The 17,873-nt window shown below is 63.4% G+C and carries 15 protein-coding genes; 2 read left to right on the top strand and 13 right to left on the bottom strand.

Going from position 1 to position 17,873, the window contains the following annotated elements:
• Positions 1-484: 484 nt before the first annotated feature.
• The 13 genes from QX039_RS03220 to QX039_RS03160 all read right to left on the bottom strand — a co-directional run bounded on the left by QX039_RS03220 (position 485) and on the right by QX039_RS03160 (position 13,975).
• The gene (locus QX039_RS03220) at positions 485-1,147 is read right to left on the bottom strand and encodes a class I SAM-dependent methyltransferase (RefSeq protein WP_315738905.1); all 663 of its coding nucleotides are present in this window, start codon (positions 1,145-1,147) and stop codon (positions 485-487) included.
• Between the two features lie 27 nt (positions 1,148-1,174).
• Positions 1,175-2,227 carry an aminoglycoside phosphotransferase family protein gene (locus QX039_RS03215; protein WP_315738904.1) on the bottom strand — a complete coding sequence of 351 codons (1,053 nt, stop codon included), beginning with the start codon at positions 2,225-2,227 and terminating at the stop codon, positions 1,175-1,177.
• A complete protein-coding gene (locus QX039_RS03210) occupies positions 2,205-2,822 on the bottom strand; it encodes a hypothetical protein (protein ID WP_315738903.1) in 618 nt (205 codons plus the stop codon). The genes QX039_RS03215 and QX039_RS03210 overlap by 23 nt, the downstream gene beginning before the upstream one ends.
• Before the next feature lie 9 nt (positions 2,823-2,831).
• Complete coding sequence (locus tag QX039_RS03205; protein ID WP_315738902.1) at positions 2,832-3,869, bottom strand: zinc-binding dehydrogenase; 1,038 nt, start codon at positions 3,867-3,869, stop codon at positions 2,832-2,834.
• 8 nt (positions 3,870-3,877) lie between these two features.
• Positions 3,878-4,801: a transketolase family protein gene (locus QX039_RS03200; RefSeq protein ID WP_315738900.1), complete on the bottom strand. Its 924-nt coding sequence runs from the start codon at positions 4,799-4,801 to the stop codon at positions 3,878-3,880.
• Complete coding sequence (locus QX039_RS03195; protein ID WP_315738899.1) at positions 4,798-5,646, bottom strand: transketolase; 849 nt, start codon at positions 5,644-5,646, stop codon at positions 4,798-4,800. Before QX039_RS03195 ends, QX039_RS03200 begins: the two co-directional genes overlap by 4 nt.
• Before the next feature lie 42 nt (positions 5,647-5,688).
• On the bottom strand, positions 5,689-6,687 hold the full coding sequence (locus QX039_RS03190) for an NAD-dependent epimerase/dehydratase family protein (RefSeq protein WP_315738897.1): 999 nt from the start codon (positions 6,685-6,687) through the stop codon (positions 5,689-5,691).
• Positions 6,688-6,699: 12 nt separating this feature from the next.
• Positions 6,700-7,308, bottom strand: a complete 609-nt coding sequence (locus QX039_RS03185) for an SIS domain-containing protein (protein WP_315712798.1) — start codon at positions 7,306-7,308, stop codon at positions 6,700-6,702.
• Positions 7,305-8,243 carry an SDR family oxidoreductase gene (locus QX039_RS03180; RefSeq protein WP_315738896.1) on the bottom strand — a complete coding sequence of 313 codons (939 nt, stop codon included), beginning with the start codon at positions 8,241-8,243 and terminating at the stop codon, positions 7,305-7,307. The genes QX039_RS03185 and QX039_RS03180 overlap by 4 nt, the downstream gene beginning before the upstream one ends.
• Positions 8,244-8,351: 108 nt before the next feature.
• Entirely contained in the window at positions 8,352-9,074 is a 723-nt protein-coding gene (locus tag QX039_RS03175; RefSeq protein WP_315738895.1) for a nucleotidyltransferase family protein, read from the bottom strand.
• A 9-nt stretch (positions 9,075-9,083) separates the two neighbouring features.
• Positions 9,084-10,571, bottom strand: coding sequence for a PfkB family carbohydrate kinase (locus QX039_RS03170; RefSeq protein WP_409998910.1), 1,488 nt, complete (start codon positions 10,569-10,571; stop codon positions 9,084-9,086).
• A gap of 482 nt (positions 10,572-11,053) precedes the next feature.
• Positions 11,054-12,166 (bottom strand): hypothetical protein, encoded by a 1,113-nt coding sequence (locus QX039_RS03165; RefSeq protein WP_315738894.1) that lies wholly within the window; start codon positions 12,164-12,166, stop codon positions 11,054-11,056.
• 306 nt (positions 12,167-12,472) lie between these two features.
• On the bottom strand, positions 12,473-13,975 hold the full coding sequence (locus QX039_RS03160; protein ID WP_315738893.1) for an MBOAT family protein: 1,503 nt from the start codon (positions 13,973-13,975) through the stop codon (positions 12,473-12,475).
• A 455-nt stretch (positions 13,976-14,430) separates the two neighbouring features.
• Between QX039_RS03160 and QX039_RS03155 the strand changes: the two genes are divergently transcribed.
• Both QX039_RS03155 and QX039_RS03150 read left to right on the top strand, forming a co-directional pair.
• Positions 14,431-15,480: a hypothetical protein gene (locus QX039_RS03155; protein WP_315738892.1), complete on the top strand. Its 1,050-nt coding sequence runs from the start codon at positions 14,431-14,433 to the stop codon at positions 15,478-15,480.
• 406 nt (positions 15,481-15,886) lie between these two features.
• Positions 15,887-17,842, top strand: coding sequence for a TIGR04372 family glycosyltransferase (locus QX039_RS03150; protein WP_315738891.1), 1,956 nt, complete (start codon positions 15,887-15,889; stop codon positions 17,840-17,842).
• The last annotated feature ends 31 nt before the right edge of the window (positions 17,843-17,873 follow it).

Below are 17,873 nucleotides of genomic sequence, written 5' to 3'. Positions count from 1 at the left end.
TCCAGTCAGGTGACGAAAAATATTCTTCTTTCGTTTTTCCAGAAAACGTGGTTTTCTCTCGCCATCCCGCCTCGTGCAGAGGGACGTACGCGTCGTCACGATACGTGGAGGTGGGCTGCGATGGACGTGACGGCTGCGCCCGACGAGCGCAAGCGTTACGGACGGCGAAGTCGTGTGGTCCTGGCCTCTCGACGCTGAGGTCTGCGCAACGCGCCAAAGGCGCGTTGTCGCAAAATGGGGGCAAGAACGCCGATCCCCAGGGAGAGCACGAAGGACACCGTTAAAACCGATCGCGCGGGGAAGGCCGGGATGTCCCAGCCGAACCTGTGGTACCTGCCGCCTGCATTTCTTTCTGCAGGCGGGCCATGGGGGCGGCAGGCTCCCGGCCTTCCTCGCGCCCTCTCAATCGAGAGGGCGACGATCTACAGCAACACTCGGACGCCAATGCGTCGCGAGAGCGCCTGTCGACGCTCTCAGCTCGCACTCATTCGAAGAAGATGAATTCGTGGTCGCCGGTGTAGCCGGAGCGCTTGAATTCGAACGCCCATTCCTCGGGGGTGTGGAAGATGCGGCAGGTGAGCTGCCAGTACATCAAATTCACCTTCTCGCGCTCGTTGCGGTAGCCCTCGACGCAGAGATATTTGGCGCCGCGGCTGACGCGCTCCATCTCGCGCAGGGCGGCATCGAGATCGTAGTTGTAGAGGTTGTGCAGCGTGTTGATCGAGATGACCAGATCGAAGTGCTTGTCGGGGTAGGGCAGCTTGGCCGCGCTGCCGACCTGGCAGAACGGCTTCACGCTCTCCATCGTGTGCTCGACGCCGTAGGACGAGACGTCGATGCCGGCGACCTCGAGATCCGGGATGGCCTCGCGGAAATCGTGCAGAATGAAGCCCTTGCCGGAGCCGACGTCGAGCACGCGCATGCCCGGCTTGATGCCGTACGTCTCGATCATCGCGTCGGCGACCTTGCGCCAGCGGCCGTCATATTTGTAGCCGCCATAGCCGGTCTCGCGGCTGCCGTCCCAATAGTCGTAATCGTACTTGATCGCCATCTCCGCGACATCGGCCTTGTCGCGCTGGGTGACGCGCGCGAGATAGTCGCGCTTGGTCGATTTGTGGACGAGACTGACGAACTCGCGGTAGGCCATGAAGATCTCCGGGCGTGGGATTGTCGGTTAGTCGGATGTGGCGCCGATCAGGCCGAGCTGCGCCTCGGCCTTGGCGAGCTGCGCGGCGCAGCGCTGCGCCCAGGCGCCGGTGTCGGCGAAGGCGCGCCTGATGGCGCCGAGCGGCAGGAAGTCGTTCAGGATGATGCAGGTCCACTTGACCTGGTAGGCATCGAGCAGCAGCCGGCAGCGCGCGACGCTGGCCGCGTCAAGCCCGAGGCCCTCCGTCAGCCGCTCGATGAAATGCTCGTGCACGGCCAGCGGCACCGGCACCTCCGGCTGGCAGAAGAAGTCCGACACCAGCTTGGCCGGGTCGTCGCGGCCGGCATATTCGAAATCGAGGAAGGTCAGCTTGCCCGCGTCGTCGATCAGCGCGTTGTGGAAGCCGAAGTCGGACGGCGATAGGCAGACCTGATCGGCGGGGATGGCGGCCTCCAGGCCGAGCCCTTCGGCCGCGGCGCCGCTCAGAATGGTCGCCTTCACGTCGGCCCAGGCCGGCTGCAGCCGCGCCGCCACGAATTGCCGGGCCTCGGCCACATGCGGCACGTCGGCATCGAGCGTCGCCAGCCGCGCGACGCGGCGCTCGACGGTCGCAATGTGCTCGGCCAGCGAGAAGCAGGCCTCCGAGCCCGGCGCCAGCGCAGGGCGGGGCGGGGCGTTCACCGCGAGCACGAAATCGATCGCGGCCTCGACATGAACAGGTGCCAGCTCGGCAGCCGTCAGCTTGCGTCCTTCGACGAAGCTGTAGAGGCCAGCCTGCTCGGCGCGGTCGCAGGCCAGCGGTTCCGGCACGACGCGGACGCCGCGCGACCAGGCATGGCTGATGAAGCTCCATTCAGCGCCGAGCCGGTCGCGGGTGTCGCGGGCATCGGTGAAGTAGCGCTTGAGGACCAGCGGGCCGTCGGCGGTGTCGACGCGAAAGACCTGGTTGTTGCGGCCGCCGGCCAGCCGCGTCAGCGCCCTGGGGCTCGCCTTGCCGGCCTGCGCGGTGAGGCGCTGCGCCAGCGCCAGCAGCGCGGCATCGGCGCCCGCGCTGGCCTCAGCCGCGGTCACGGACGACATCCGCCGCGATCTCAGCCCAGGAGGTGCGGCGCTCATAGCCCGTGGCCTTGGTCGCGAACTGGTCCTCCGGATCGAACAGCACCTTGCGCATGCCTTGCGGAAATCCGGCCATGGCCAGGATCTCCGGCAGGTCGTCGACGAACAGCTCGCAGGCCAGCGCGTGGGCGCGGGCGACCTTGTCGTCCTTGGTCAGCTCGAAGAACACCCGCTCCGGCGCGATCTGGCCGGGCGCTGATCCCATCAGGCCGCGGTCGGTCAGGAAGCCGCGCGCCGCGGCATGCATGTCGTGCTTCGGTCCGAGAATGGGGTGCCGGGTCTTATGGCTGACGATGAACAGGTCATGGCCGGCGGCACGGGCCGCATCGACGAATTCCGCGAAGCCGGGGTAGGGCGACACCAGATCCATGCGGGCGCCGTAGACATAGCCCTGCAGCTCGGTGAAATCGTCCTTGCGCCCGCTGCCGTTGAGATGGTCGCGGACGCTGTTCTTGTCGCGGCCGAGATCGGCCGGGATCAGGCCGCGCTCGAGTGCTGCCGCATGAAACACGCCGTCATAGCAGGCGATCGTGTTGTCGAAGTCGATCCCGATCCGCATGGCCTGGACTTAACGCAGCGACATGTCGATCAGCGGACGGCCGACCTTGCCGGCGGCCAGATCCTGCAGCGCCTGGTCGGCCTGGGCGAGGCTGTAGGGCTTCGACAGGAGATCCCGCACCGGGAAGCGGCCGGAGCTCAGCAGCCGGCCGTAGCGGCCGTAGTCGCGATCCGGCACGCTGTCGCCGCCCCAGGTGCCGAGCAGGCTCTTGCCCTGGTTGAAGACGCCGGGATTCAGCGTGAGCGCCGCGCCATGCTTGGCGTTGCCGATGACGACGGCACGGCCGCCCTGCTGGCGCGTCGAATTGATCGCCTGCTCCATAACGGCCGGAATACCGGAGGATTCGACCGCGAGATCAACGCCCTGCGGCACGATCTTCTTGATCTCGGCCAGCACGTCGCCACCAGCGTCGATCACGTGGGTCGCGCCGTAGATATGCGCCAGCGCGCGGCGGGTCGGATTGGGATCGATGCCGATCACCGGCATGGCGCCCGCGAGCGCCGCCGCCATCAGCGCGTTGAGGCCGATGCCGCCGGTGCCGAACACGGCGACGGCGTCGCCCGGCTGGACCTTGAGCACGTTGTAGACCGCGCCCATGCCGGTCGGCGCCGCGCAGCCGAGCAGCACCGCGACATCCATCGGCAGGTCGGGCGGCAGCAGGGTCAGGCGGTTCTCGCTGACGACCGCATGGCGCTGGAAGGTGGTGACGCCGCCGGCGTTGACCTTCTTGCCGTCCCAGTCATAGACGGCGCCGCCGGCCTCGATGCCCGTGCCCTTGATCCAGGACAGCACGACCTTGTCGCCGACCTTGACCTTGGTGACGGCGCTGCCGGCCTCGATCACCGTGCCGGTACCCTCATGGCCCAGGCAGTGCGGCACCCATTTGTCCTCGCCCTTGTCGCCGCGCCACTCCATGACCTGCGTGCCGCAGGCGCCGGAATAGGCGATCTCGACCAGCACCTGGCCCGGCTTCAACGCGGGGGTCTCGATCTCGGCCAGCACGAGCGGTTGGCCGGTCTGGACCAGGAGGGCAGCTTGGGTCTTCATGTGATGTCTCAGCTCAACGCGTGGATGATCTTGTCCGCGATCTGGTGGCCGGTCAGTCCCAGCACCTCGCGGGCATATTCCTGTTCGCCTGATTTCTTGAAGAAGGCGTCCGGCGTGCCGAAGCGCAGGAACTTCTGGTGCTTCGTCTCGGTGTCGGCGAGCCATTCGGAGACGGCGGAGCCGAAGCCGCCGATCAGCGAATGCTCCTCGATGGTCGCGACCAGCTTGAAGCGGCTGAAGGCCTGCTTGAGCTTGTCCTCATCCAGCGGCTTCACGGTGTGGAAGCTGACGACCTCGGCGGAGATGCCCTTCTCCTTCAATCTATGTGCGGCTTCAATGACTTCCGGCAGCATGTTGCCGGTCGAGAGCAGGCAGACGTCGGAGCCTTCCTCGATCGTGATCGCCTTGCCGATCTTGAAGTCCGTGATGGGGCCCTTGTGAACGACCGGCTCACCCTTCTTGCCCATGCGGATGTAGACTGGGCGGTCCTGCTGCATGGCCGCGCGCAAGGCGCCGCGCACCTCGAAGGCATCGCCCGGGCAGATCACGACCATGTTCGGGATCGAGCGCAGGAACGAGATGTCCTCGCAGGCGTGGTGGGTCGGGCCGAGGCCGGAATAGGCGAGGCCGGCGCCGACCGCGACGATGGTCACGGGGACCTCGTGATAGCAGACGTCGGTGCGGATCTGCTCCAGGCAGCGCGTCGTCACGAACGGCGTGATCGTGTAGGCGACCGGGCGCAGGCCGTTCATGGCCATGCCGGCGGCGACGCCCATCATGTTGGCCTCGGCGACGCCGCAGTTGAAGAAGCGGCTGGGGTGCTTGTCCTTGAACTTGTCGAACAGGCGGTTGCCGATGTCGCCCGAGAGCATGACGACGCGGCTGTCCTCGTTGCCGAGCTTGGTCAGTTCGTCAGCGAACGCGTTTCTCATGACAGGCCGAGCTCCTTGAACGACTTGACGACTTCCTCAGCGGTCGGGGCGCGATAGTGCCAGTTGTTGTCGTCCTCCATGAACGACACGCCCTTGCCCTTCACGGTGTGGGCGATCAGCGCCACCGGCTTGCCCGAGCCGTTCGGGATGTTCTGCATGGCTTCCGCCAGCGCGCCGATGTCATGGCCGTCGATCTCGTGGGCGTCCCAGCCGAAGGCGGCCCATTTGTCGCGCAGCGGCGCCAGCATCAGGGTTTCGTTGGAGCGCGCGGTCGCCTGCCACTTGTTGTAGTCGACGACGACGCAGACATTCTCGAGCTTCTGGGCGGCGGCGAACATCGCCGCCTCCCACACCGAGCCCTCGTTGTTCTCGCCGTCGGAGAGCAGGGCGAACACGCGGTAGTTCTCGCCCTTGATGCGCCCTGCGAGCGCCATGCCGCAGCCGAGCGGCAGGCCGTGGCCGAGCGAGCCGGTGGCCGCCTCGACGCCGGGCAAAAGGTTCGCCGGCGGATGCTCGGCGAGCCGGCCGCCGTCCTGGCAGTAGGTGTCGAGCTCCTCGATCGGGAAGTAGCCCTTCATCGCCAGGGTCGCGAACAGCGCCGCGGCGGCATGACCCTTGGAGAGGATGAAGCGGTCGCGCAGCGGGTCGGAGGGATTCTTCGGGTCGATGTTCAGCACATGCCAATAGGCTGCGGTCATCGCATCGGCGCAGGACAGCGACGAGGCCAGATGCGCGGCCTGCGCCTTGTGCGACATCTCGATGATCTTGCCGCGCAGCCTTGCGGCCTGCGCCTTCAGGGCGGCGGCGTCAGGCTTGGCCGCCGGGCTCCGGACTGCAACGTTCATCGTGCTCTCCAGTCGCGCTTCTCCGGGAAGCGCAGGGATCGATCAGGGTTTATGTTCGTACTTGGTCGGCAGCTTGGCCATGACATCCTCGAAGCGTCGCGCCCAGGCGATGACGTCGTCGATGCCCTGTTCCAGCGAGTAGGTGTCGCGCCAGCCGAGCTCAGTCCGCAGCTTGAAGCTGTCGAGCGTATAGGCAGTGTCCTTGCCGGGACGCTCCGGGCCGATCTCGACGCAGTCCTCGAAGGTCTTGCCGAGGCGGGCCAGGATCATCTCGACCAGCGTGCGGATCGAGACCAGCTCGTAGCCCGAGATGTGATAGGTCTCGCCGAGCTTGCCGCTGCGACCGATCTTCACCGTCGCATCCGACACGTCGGTCATGTGGATGAAGACGCGGATCGACTTGCCGCCGCCGTCGAGCCGCAGCTTCTGCCCGGTCATCGCCGCCACGATGGTGCGCGGCACGATGCGATAGAGCTGCTGGCCCGGGCCGTACACATTGGCCGCACGTGTGAAGACCACGGGGAACTGGTAGTTGGCGAAATAGGTGCGCAGGCTCATGTCGCCGGCCGCGCGCGACACCGCGTAGGGCGTCGACGGGTTGAAGGCTGCGTCCTCGCGCACCCAGCCCTCGGTCGAGCCGTAGACCTCGGGCGTCGTGACGTGGACGTAGCGGTCGAGGCCGTCATAGTTGCGCAGGATGTCGTGCAGCCGGACCGCGGAGACGACGTTGGTCATCATCCAGTGGTCTGGATACAGCCAGCTCTCGCCGACCATGCTCTGCGCCGCGAAGTTCACGACGTGAGTCGGCCGCTCCGAGGCCAGCAGCGCCTTGAGCGCATCGAGATCGTGATTGAGATCGACGCGCTGGAAGCGGACCTTGCCGGGACGCTTCTGCCACTTGTACGGCAGGAAGGCGTCATGCGGCTCGTCCGAGCGGCTGGTCGCGATCACGTCGTGACCGGCCGCGGCCAGGAAGTCGACGAAGGTTGCGCCCGAAAACGAGTTCGAGCCGAGGATCAGGTACTTTTCGTTCGCAGCCATCGTCCCTGTCCGTCAGACCTCGCGCGTCGTGATGATGTCGCCGCGCTGGGCGTACAGCCACTGCATGATCATGTGGCCGATCACCATCTGCGCGTCCTCGGCGATCTGCATGTCGTCGACCGCGAAATGGATCGGCACGTCGGCGAGGGCCTTGGCCTTGCCGCCGGAGAAGCCCAGCACGGCATAGCTGGTCATGCCGATCTTCTTGCCTTCTTCCAGCGCCTTCAGGATGTTCGGCGAGTTGCCGGAGCCGGAGAAGGTGATCAGCACGTCGCCCTTGCGCGCGAGCACCGCGAGCTGCAGCGAGAACACCTGGTCATAGCCTTCGTCATTGGCGAGGCAGGTGATCACGGATGGGTTCGACGACAGCGAGTGCACGCGCAGACCCGAGCCTGGCGTCTTCGAGAGCGCGTAGAGGAAATCGTTGGCGAGGTGGTTGGCGTTGCCACCGCTGCCGCCATTGCCGCAGAAGAACACCTGCCGGCCGGTCTGCCAGCAGTCGCGCAGATCATAGGCGAGCTTCTCGACCGGGCTCCAGTCGAAATCCTTCAGCACGGTGCTGAAGCGGCTGGTGTAGTCGGCGAACAGGCTGCCGGGGGTCTTGAAGGCCAGGACGTTCATTTCACGACCTCCTTCTCCATCCATTTCAGATTGTACCAGCGATCGTCGTTCTTGAGCTGGCCCTGCGAGTACATGCCGATGATTTCCTTGATCGCGTCTTCCACTGTCTTCTTCGGGCGGAAGCCGGTCGCGAGCAGGCGATCGGAGTTGACGCGATAGCTGCGCGGGTCGTTCGAGGGCGTCACGATGACCTCAGCCGGCACGTGCTTGGTGACCAGATTGGCGATGTCGAGGATCGAGATGTTCTCGAAGCCCGCATTATAGATCCCGGTGTGCTCAGGATGATCGAGCAGGAAGAGATAAAGGTCGGTGATGTCGTCGATGTGGATGTTCGGCCGGGTCTGGTCGCCGCCGAACACGGTGATGCGGCCGTTCATCAGCGCCTGCATCGTCAGCATGTTGACGGAGACGTCGAGCCGCTGGCGCGGAGAGTAGCCGCACACGGTCGCGGGACGGACGATCTGCACCACCATGTCATCCTTGTAGGACAGCACGATGCGCTCGCCGCACATCTTGGTCTTGTTGTACTCGGAGATCGGCAGCAGCTCGAGATCCTCGGTGACCTGCTCCTCTTCCTTCACGCCGTAGACGCTGCCGGAGGACGCGTAGATGAAGCGCTTGATGCCGTGGCGATAGGCGCGGTCGGCGAGCTGCATCGTGGCGAGGCAGGAGATCTCCCAGGTCAGCTTGGGGTCGAGATCGCCGCACGGGTCGTTGGCGACGCTGGAGAGATGGATGATGGCGTCGACCCCGGTCAGGTCGATGGCGTCGGGATTGCGGACGTCGCCCTGGACGACGGTGAGATCCGGATGCGGCTCGAGGAAATTGCCGAACCACATGATGTCGAACGCGACCACCTTGTGGCCGGCCTTCAAGAGCTTCGGCACGAGCACGCTGCCCTTGTAGCCGCACGCTCCGGTCACGAATATCTTCATCTGAGCAATCCCCGTGGCTCGCCTGTCGTGTCGCCGGCTGGCGCGTCGCGCGCACCTTTATACAAATTGGCTAGGGAAGGCGACCAGCCCGGCGGCGCAAGCCGCCCGTCAGACGTCCCCGCCACGGCGCGGTTCGTGATTAAACTCCAAATGGGCCCGGCGCAAGCTTTCCGGGTTACCGATATCCCGATGATAACCGCTGGTTTCCACGCACAAAATGCGTCCGAGATAGTTGGGGATGATTTCGGTGGAGAGATCGACGATCGGCTTTCCCAACGCGGCGATGTCGGTGATGACGGCAGGATCGAACACGTAGACCGCGCCATTGGCGAGGTTCCCAGGCGGATTCTTGACCTTCTCATGGAAGGCGATCACCCTGTGCTGATCGTCCAGCTCGAGAATCCCGCACGAGCTCGGATCATCGGTGCGGAACGCGAGCATCGTCATGATGCAGCCATCAGGGCGGTTGCGATGGGCGGAGAGCAGCCCCGCGACGTCGAAATCCGTCAGATTGTCGGCGTGAGCCACGAGGAAGGGCTGGTCGCCGAACCAGGCGCGGTTGGCAAGCACGGTGCCGCCCGTCCCGAGCAGTTCATCTTCGTGAACGAGATCGATGCGGTCCCGCCAGCGCGATTGCGCCACGTGCACGCGCACCTGTTCGGCGAGCCAGTGTGTATTGAGCAGCGCGCGCTCGATGCCGCCTTCGAACACGAGATCGAGCCAGTAGTCCAGCAATGGCCGGTCGTGCACACGCACCAGGCATTTCGGCGTCGTATTGGTCAGCGGGCGCAGCCGGCTTCCGATCCCCGCCGCGAGCAGGAGGGCACGCATGACGACATCCTACTCCTGGCTGAACCCGGTCTCGTCGATTTCCCGCACCAGCTCTGCCGTCGTCAAGGGAAGGTTGCCGACGCGGGAGACCTGGAGGGCGGCCGCCAGCGATCCGAGATAGGAGGCCCGCCAGATATCGGCGCCCGCGCGCAGGCCCATCGAGCAGGCCATGAAGAAGCTGTCGCCGGCGCCGGACACGTCCTTCGGCGACGGATTGAACGCCGGCAGCCGGTCCGAGGTGAAGGTGCCATCCGCCAAGGTGTTGATCAGCGCGCCTTCGGCGCCGAGCGTGATCACCAGATTCTTGGTGCGGGCCCGCTCGACCAGTCGCTCGCTGATCACGGCGAGGCCCGAGATGAAGTCGTTCAGCGCGACGCGCGCCTCGCGCTCGGTCGGCGTCAGCAGGGTCATGCCCTTGAAGCGGGAGACGTCGCCGGTCTGCGAGGACACCTGGCTGTCGGCCGCCATCATCACGCCCTGTGCGCGGGCGCGATCCGCGATCGCGTCGACCAGATCCTGCGGCAGGCAGCCATAGTTGAAGCAGGAGAACAGCAGCAGATCGCAGGTCTTCAAGGCACGCTCGACCGATGTCAGCATTTGCCGCTGCAGGTCGGCGTCCGAGGCGTGCTGGCGCAGATGGTTGACCCGCAGCAACGTCTTGTTGAGCGCGCGAAAACGCTGTTTGCGCGTGGTCGGCCGGCTCTGGTCGGTGAAGGCGTTGAAGTTGACGCCATGCTGTTCCAGCGTGTTGCGCGCGAATCGCGCCGCCTCGTCGTCGCCGACGAGCGTGAAGAACTTCACGTCCGCGCCGAGGCCATGGGCATGCGCCGCAACCGCGCCGGCACCGCCGACGAAGGTGCGGGTCATCAGCGGCGTCACCACGATGGTCGGATCCTCCTGGGACATGCCGACCGCATCGCAGGTGACATATTCGTCGACGATCAGGTCGCCGATGACGGCGACCCGCATGCCGGAGAGCTTGCGGAGCAGATCCTTCAGATTCGTGATCTCGAAGCCGTGGCGCTTGGGAAATTCCTGCGGTTTGCGAACCGTGGAGATGTCGATGTTGGCGTCGCGTTCCAGCAGCGACAGCGACGCAAAGCGCAACTCACCGGACGAGAAGATCAGCCGCCCGCCATAGACGTCCACGGCCTCCTGCTCGGGATTGGCGCGATCCTCGAACTCCTTGCCCTTGACGACGACGGTCGGCTTCAGATGCGCGATGAAGTCGGACGCCGACCTATCCAAGCGCACGGCATGGTGCACAAAGGCGATGGAACGCACATTTTCGAGGCGCATGTCCTGCGCCAGGGTCACGCCGGGCGTCGAATCGGGATTGACGCCCACGACCAGCACGTCGGCCTGCTCGGCGGCGAACTTCAAGAGCCGTAGATGTCCGGGGTGCACGACGTTGAAGTTGCCGGACACGAACGCAATCGTCTCCCCGGAGTCACAAGAGGCGCGAACAGTCTGGCAGGCCAGATCCATCTCACTCATATCGATCACCTGATCCAAGGAATTCGCCTCCGGCTCGATCGGGCTGAGGTAGGACATCCGGCCACCGTGTCATTCGCCGGCCGAAGAACTCCGATGCAAAGCGTCGCTGTCGCCCGGCACATCTGCACCGCGAATCCCGTTCCGATCTGCATCTTTCATGCTCGACATTGATTTCGTTGCGAAAAAAACAAGCGTGACCCCGAGATCGGAGCGATGGAGGGGCCGGCGGCCGATCATTTCCAATGGTCTCTTTATCAGGTGTGCGCAGCAGCACAAACAGTCCTGTTAGCTTGCGGTTGTGTGGTCGCGTCGGAATGCGGCTTCCGGAGAGCTCATCGTCCTTCACGGCAATGCTCGGCGCTGTGCAGACGAATCAGGCGAAGGATGGATCCAAGAATGCTCCGGCGAGAGACGGACTGCGTTGCGCTGGTCGGCGGGCCACGCGGAAAAGCCTCGGGGACGCCAGTCTCTCGCAGGACGTCTCAGTGATAGAGGTCGAACTGTTCACCTTGTCCTTTTTCAAGATCGGCCGTCAACGCGCTGCGGTCGATCAGCGGAAACAGCTTGCTGAACTCGGGGCGGTCCAGCAGTGCGAGGTAGGTCTTGAGCATGCCCCGTTCCGAAGGATGCGCGGGATCGAAGAAGTTGCCGGCATCGCGCGATATCTCGGTGCGGCTCATGTCGAAGAACTGAATGCCTAGCTGCGCAAATCTTTCGACGGTCTGTGGACTCCTGATCTCGCGCCAGAGTCCGGAATAGGGCCAATAGGCCTCATCGGTGTCGAGAAAGGCGGCAGCGCTCTCCAGGAGCGGATACTGGATTGCAATCACCGAGAACCCGCGCTCGCGGGACAGCCGAGACAGCCGCTCGATCTCGCCAAATTCGCGTTCGCTGAGATGGGGCGCGCCCGGAAACGAGGAGGTGACGTATTGAGCGCCGCGCGCCAAGGTTTCGGCTGCTGCATTCCGGTAGGGTGGCGCGACCATGACGGAACCATCCTTGCGGAACCCGAACTTGCCACGGATCGCCTCTGTTCCTATCAGCCTGTTGTTGTCAACAGGCTCGAGCTGCGGCGTCATCATGGCCGAACGGATTGCATCGAGGTCTCCGTGGGCCCGCGTGACGAAGTCTGCGACGTCGTGCAGCTTCCGCCGATGCGAATCGATGCCCTGGGCGAAGTCCATCGTGCGTTCTTTCCGCCAGACGTCAGCGAGGAAATCGCCAAACAGGAAGTAGTCCAGCGCTACGACGACTACGCGCGGCTTCGCCACCGTGGTTGCGCGATCGACAAAGTCCACAACGTGCGTGAGAGGCCAAGCCGTCAGGCACGCATTGTAGGTCACATAGGGGCGGAACATCTGCTCGCGCGCCTGACCGCACCGCGAACTTCCTACCAGCAGAACCTCAGGACGGACCTGTTTGATTCGTTCGAGCTTGTAGGGTGCATAGTCCTTGAAGGTGCCGAGCCAGACCAGCCGTTCTGTGCGCGATTGCTGGGCTGCAATCATGGAGAGCGGAACGGTCGCGCCCAATCGCCAGCCGGCCCATTCGAAAACAGCCAGCAGCGGCAGGAAAACGACAGCAAACAGCGCCACTACGATCGCAAGATACCGCGCCAAAGTTCGAGCCCGCCTTGATGATTGTGCTTCGGGAGTTAGCGAGTTTGGCTCGCAATCCGCGTCGTGCTGGGAGTTGGTTGCGCTAGAATCAGGCTAATAGCTTGGCGTGGTTGCCGCAAGCGGATGATGCGCCAGCGCCACGCCGCCTGCCTGGACAGCTTCGACGAGAACATATTCGGATTCCTCAGCAGGATCGGCGCGATCGACGGCCCTTCTGCGTTCACTAAGCCAGAATGTCGGTGGCGAGGGCTCGAGGCCCGTCGCTTGCCACGCCCGGCTCGTTCAGAATTGGAAGTAGAGGAACTGCGAGGTGTCTCCGGCAATGATGTTCATCAGAACTGCCGCCACGAGCGCGATGGAAGTTCCGATTGCCCACGGCAAGGACGGTCGCCACTTCAGGTTCAGAATGCTCCAGGGACGAGGGTTGTGGTAGGTTTCCAGCCCGACCTTCCAACGCTCGAACATTGTGTTCACGTTGGGCAGGGTGAAACAGGCGACATAGCCTGCCAGGATCGCGATCATGACGCGCGGATCGACGAGGTTCGTTGCCGTGATCTTCTCCGGGTTGGACAGGGCGAGCATCCCCTTGATCAGCCTGACCGCGGCATTCGGATTGTCGGCCCGGAAGAAAACCCATGCCAGAACCACGACGAACTGTGTCAACAATAGAGCCGCCACCGCATACCAGGCGGTCGCCGACAGGCGGGTGAGGGCCGGTCGCTGCGCGACGAATTTGCTCCAGCGATGATTGACGATCAGAAACAGCCCGTGCAGGGCGCCCCAGATGATGAAGGTGAAGCCGGCGCCGTGCCAGAGACCGCCGAGCAGCATGGTGGCGAAGAGGTTGGCGTTTCTCCGGTGCTCGCCGTAGCGGTTGCCGCCAAGCGGGATGTAGAGATAGTCGCGCAGGAAGCGCGACAGCGAGATATGCCAACGGCGCCAGAATTCGACGATGCTCAGCGACTTGTAGGGGGAATCGAAGTTGAAGGGCAGCCGGATCCCGAACATGATCGAGATGCCGATCGCCATGTCCGAGTAGCCTGAGAAATCGAAGTAGATCTGCAGCGAGTATGCGAGCGCGCCGCCCCAGGCGTCGATCAGGTGAAGGTGGCTCGAATTGGCGGCCTGGAACACGGGATTCGCGATCAGGCCGAACCCATCCGCGATGAACGACTTCTTGAATAGCCCAATGGTCAGAATCGTGAGGCCGACCGCGACTTTTTCGAGCGAAATCCTTCGGCTCTCCTCCGAGCCGAATTGCGGCATCATCTCGCGGTGATGGAGGATCGGGCCGGCGACCAGATGCGGGAAATACGTGACGAACAGGCCGTATTTCACGAAGCTTCGCTCATCGGAATACCCCCCGTAGACGTCGGCGAGGTAGGCGATCTGGGTGAAGGTAAAAAACGAAATGCCGAGCGGGAGAACGATCGCGAGCGAGGGGTGTTTCGACGCGGTGATCGCATTGAGGATCTGGATGCCGAAATTCGTGTATTTGTAGAACGCGAGCGCAGCCAGGTTGAGCGTGATGGCAGCTGAAAACAGGCCAGTGCGGAGCTTTCCGGTCTGTCCGGCAATCAGCAGGCCCATCGTATAATTGAAGACGATGGAGACCAGGATGATCGGGACGAAGTGAATGTCCCAATAGCTGTAGAAGGTGAGCGACGCCGCGGTGAGCCAGCTGAGGCGCACGACGGGGGCGGCGAAAAAGCGAGCCAGCAGAAAATAGCCGACCAGGGTCACCGGCAGGAACAGGAACAGAAACTCAAACTGCGTGAAAAGCATAACAAGTTTCTTGATGTTGCTGCATATTGCGTTGCTTTATCAATGATTGAGGGCGCTGCCAAGTTGGGTGCACCTCTCCCGCTGCGAATTTCGGGGGATGCCGCCTCCTGACGGCAGCGACGTGCGGCCGGCCTCTCGAAAAGAGCGGGCCCTTTTCGATCAATGATTCTTCTGCTATGGCAGCTCGAAAATCTGACCAACGACGCCAATCCGACGACGCCATGATGGGGTTTCGCGCAATCACTCTCGCCGATGATCGTAGCGGCGAGGAAACCCTCTATGGGCCATGCAGATGACATCCCGATAGGTCTGCGCTCTCGCGCGCAAAGCAAACTGGGGAGGAGCGGGAAACCCTCTGTTCCACCGGCTGACGTCGTGTCTAGACTCTCGTTGTCGAAGCCGAAAGCAGCTGCCACGACACCCACCGAGACAACCTATCGAGCGGGAATTGCGTCATGTCGACAGTCGGCCGGTCTGCACCGGAAAAGTCAGCTGAACCGGGTGGATTCGGGCGCTATCTCATCGCAGTCGGAATTGTGGGCCTGGCGGCCGCGTTCGCGTTTTCGCTCGGTTTGTCGCTGTTCTCGTCCGACGTGTGGACGTTGCGCGATGGAGTGCTGCAGATTCCGCGCCAAGGCGACACCAACTGGTATCGTGATTTCGGAGGCCGCAGCATTCCGCAGATCCAGGACCAGGATATCTTCTACAGCAACCTCGGAGGATCGGTCGAAGCCGCCAAGCGGGCTGACATTGTCTTTCTTGGTCCGTCCTTCGTCAGCTATGCCGTGGACCGGCAGACGCTCGCGCAATCGCCGGTGCTCGGTCGATTGGGGATCTACAACATGGCCTTCGTGGGCATTCGCGGCGGTGAGTTCTCGCGGCTCGTGATCCAACGCTGGAAAATCCGTCCGCGTCTGTGGATCATCAATGCCGACGATCAGTTCGTGCACTTTTTCAGCAACGATCTCAACGTCACTCTTGGTCCGCAGAAACAGCCCATTGCCGCCGTCCAGCGCAATCGAATGCGGGGGTACCTGACGGTGATCGGCCGCAATTTGCACTGGCGTATCGAGGACTTGGTTGCGGCGTATCAGAATGGCTATTTCTCGCCCACCGGCCTCTATCGCAACATCACTGATGGTGACATGGCGCTGGATGCCAATCCGGGCTACGTCGCCTTGGGCAACAAGCCGATGCTGTCGGCCCGCAATCCTGACTGCCATACGACCCCCGCGATTGTCGACTATGCGAAGAGATTTCTCAATGAGGTGGGCGGAGAGGCCGTGCTCACATTGGTCCCGCATAGCCAGTCTTGCGTCCAGCAGGCCGCAGAACTGGCAAGGGAATTGAACATCGAGCTGATCGCGCCGCCATTCGATGGCCTGACGACGATTGACGGCGGCGGCCATTTGGATCGGCAGGGCGCTCAGGTCTTTACGAGCCATCTTGCTCGCGAGATCGTCAAGACGGCGGCCTTCAAACGGGCATTTCCCGACGGCAAATGATTGTGCGGGATTTCAGCAAAAGGAGACGCCGGCGCCATGCCGGTTCGTCCGAGACGTCGACGTCTCCCTGCCATCAGGGGCGATGTGACCAGGTGCGGTTGGATGCCGGAATTTCTGAATTCTCCTCTCTCTTAGGTTTGCTCGCGTTCATCCCCATGTTCGGCTTGGAAAATTCCCGACACCTCTGTTATAGGTGCGATCCAAACGGTTCAATCCCTGGTTGGCATTTGCGGGGCGATGTCTCCTTGGGGGAATCTCGCATCCGACCCGGCGAGCGTGCTGTCCTCATCCCGAGAAGTGATCCCGGGCGCGCAGCGCAGGCGACTTGAACGGCCGGTCGTCCAAGCTCTGCCTTGATCCGAACGCGCGGAATCGGGGATTTCAAGGTTGTGTGGAACTTGGTCGTATGAAACTGCAAAAGCGAAGGCCGATGCGCGGCGGGCGCCGACGGTTTGTCTACCAGGTCTTTGTCATAGTCGGGGCGACCCTCAATCTGCTGCCGCGACGCGTGGTGTTCCTTGGCCTGGTGATCGCCTTCGCCGCGAGACTTCCGCTCAGGCGGCGCCTGGCTCAGGCGTATTTTCCCTATGTGACGTCATATCTTGCAACTCGGCCGGAGTTTCGTTTTTCGACAGCTCTCAGCCGCCATTTCCCCGCTGCCTCGCTTCGAGCCCTGAGCAGCATCGGTGCCTATCGCGAGGCCGCCGGCATGGTCGGCCGCGATGCCTTGGCGTCCGATGACGCGGAGACCAGATACGCGCTGGTTCGATCCTTGTTCGAGCTGGGCGAGTTTTCGGAGGCGCGCGACGCCGCGGCAGGAGCGAAGCCCGAACAGCTCGAGGCGATGGTCGATCTCGCCTTCTACAAGGCCATGGTCGACCTCATCGAAGGGGATGAAGCGGCGGCGCTCGATGCGATGTTCTGGGCGTGTCGGAGCAGCCTGCATTTTTTCCGTCCCCACCAGAACATCGCGGCTCGGAATTCACCGCGTTACTTCCCGAACAGCCTCGATTTCCTCTGCGGGGCTCGCGGCCGGCTGTTCGACCTGTGCAACTTCACGGGCCAGCGCGTGATGCATGTCGGTCGCGGCGAGATTGCAATTCGCTTGTACGAGCGGGCTTTGAACGTGCAGCAGGAACTCCGGGCATCGCCGCCACCGCTTTCTGATGAGTTGAGGCGGCTGCTCGACCGGCTCGGCGTGACCCTGGATGCGCTGCGGCTCGTTCCTGAGGAATGGGCGACGCAGATCGGCCATCTGGGCATGCTCGACATCCTGTTTCGCATGCGAGAGCTGGGCTGGTGGTCAGGCGAAGCCGTGATCGTCGTCCGCCCCGACAGCATCGCCAATGCGGTCTTCTTCAAGCTGTTTGAAAGTTTCGGCAAGGTCGTGGTGATCGGTGAAACCGTATCGGAGCGACTGGGTGAAGAACTGCTGTCCTTGCAGCGCTGGTACGGGTTGAATTTCAACGCGTTCAGGCTGCCGGACGGGCGGGTCGTACCTTGGCAGGACGCCGGTGCGATCGCCATCGAACAATGGGAGCGCGAGGGAAGAGGGCATCCGCTGCGTGACGCCTACGATCGGAGTGCGGCCGCCGCAGCGGCTGGCTTCGACGCGTTCCGTTCCAGCCACGGCATGAAGCCCGACGACTGGTATGTGTGCCTGCACACGCGGGACGCTGCGCACTATTTCGAGTTCATGGGCACAGGGCAGACCCATCGCAATGCGCCGATCGAGACGTCTTTGGACGCCATTCGTCTGATCACCACCCATGGCGGATGGGTCATCAAGCTCGGTGGTCCGAACTCGCCGAGGCTTCCGCCGATGGCTCGCACGATCGATTACGCGCTGAGCGAATTCAGATCGGAGCTGATGGACATCCACCTGATTCGCCATGCCCACGCATTCATTGGGACGACGTCCGGGTTGACGAATGTCGCTGTCAGTTTCGGCATTCCTTGTGCGATCGTGAATGCGATCACGACCGACGCCCAGCTGTGGAACAGCAACGTCCGTTTTGCCCTCAAGCCCGTCAGGCTAGCAGACGGCACCGTGCTGACGCAGCATCAACTGACGACGTCGCCCTGGCGCTGGCGCGTGTTCGATGCGGCCGTGCTGGGCCGGAGCGGTGCGCATCCGGAGACCAACTCGGCGGACGACATCCGCCACACGGCCGATGAGGTCCTGGCCATCGCCGACGGTCGGTTGGCTGAATTCGAAGGCGATCACGATGGCGCAGGACTGTTGTCGCGCTGGAGGCGTGCGCTGGGGCTGCCCTATTACTACGGCACCAGCCGTCCGAGCCTCGGTTTCCTGGCCAATCATGAGACGGAGTTGCTGCGCGACGCCGTCGAGGGCCACTGAGCCATGCAGATGGGGGACGGGGTGGCGGAGA

The organism is Bradyrhizobium sp. SZCCHNR1043 (assembly GCF_032489675.1).
Taxonomy (GTDB): Bacteria; Pseudomonadota; Alphaproteobacteria; order Rhizobiales; family Xanthobacteraceae; genus Bradyrhizobium.
The sequence above is the reverse complement of the archived record's forward strand: the minus strand, read 5'-3'. Positions and strand labels throughout refer to the sequence as shown.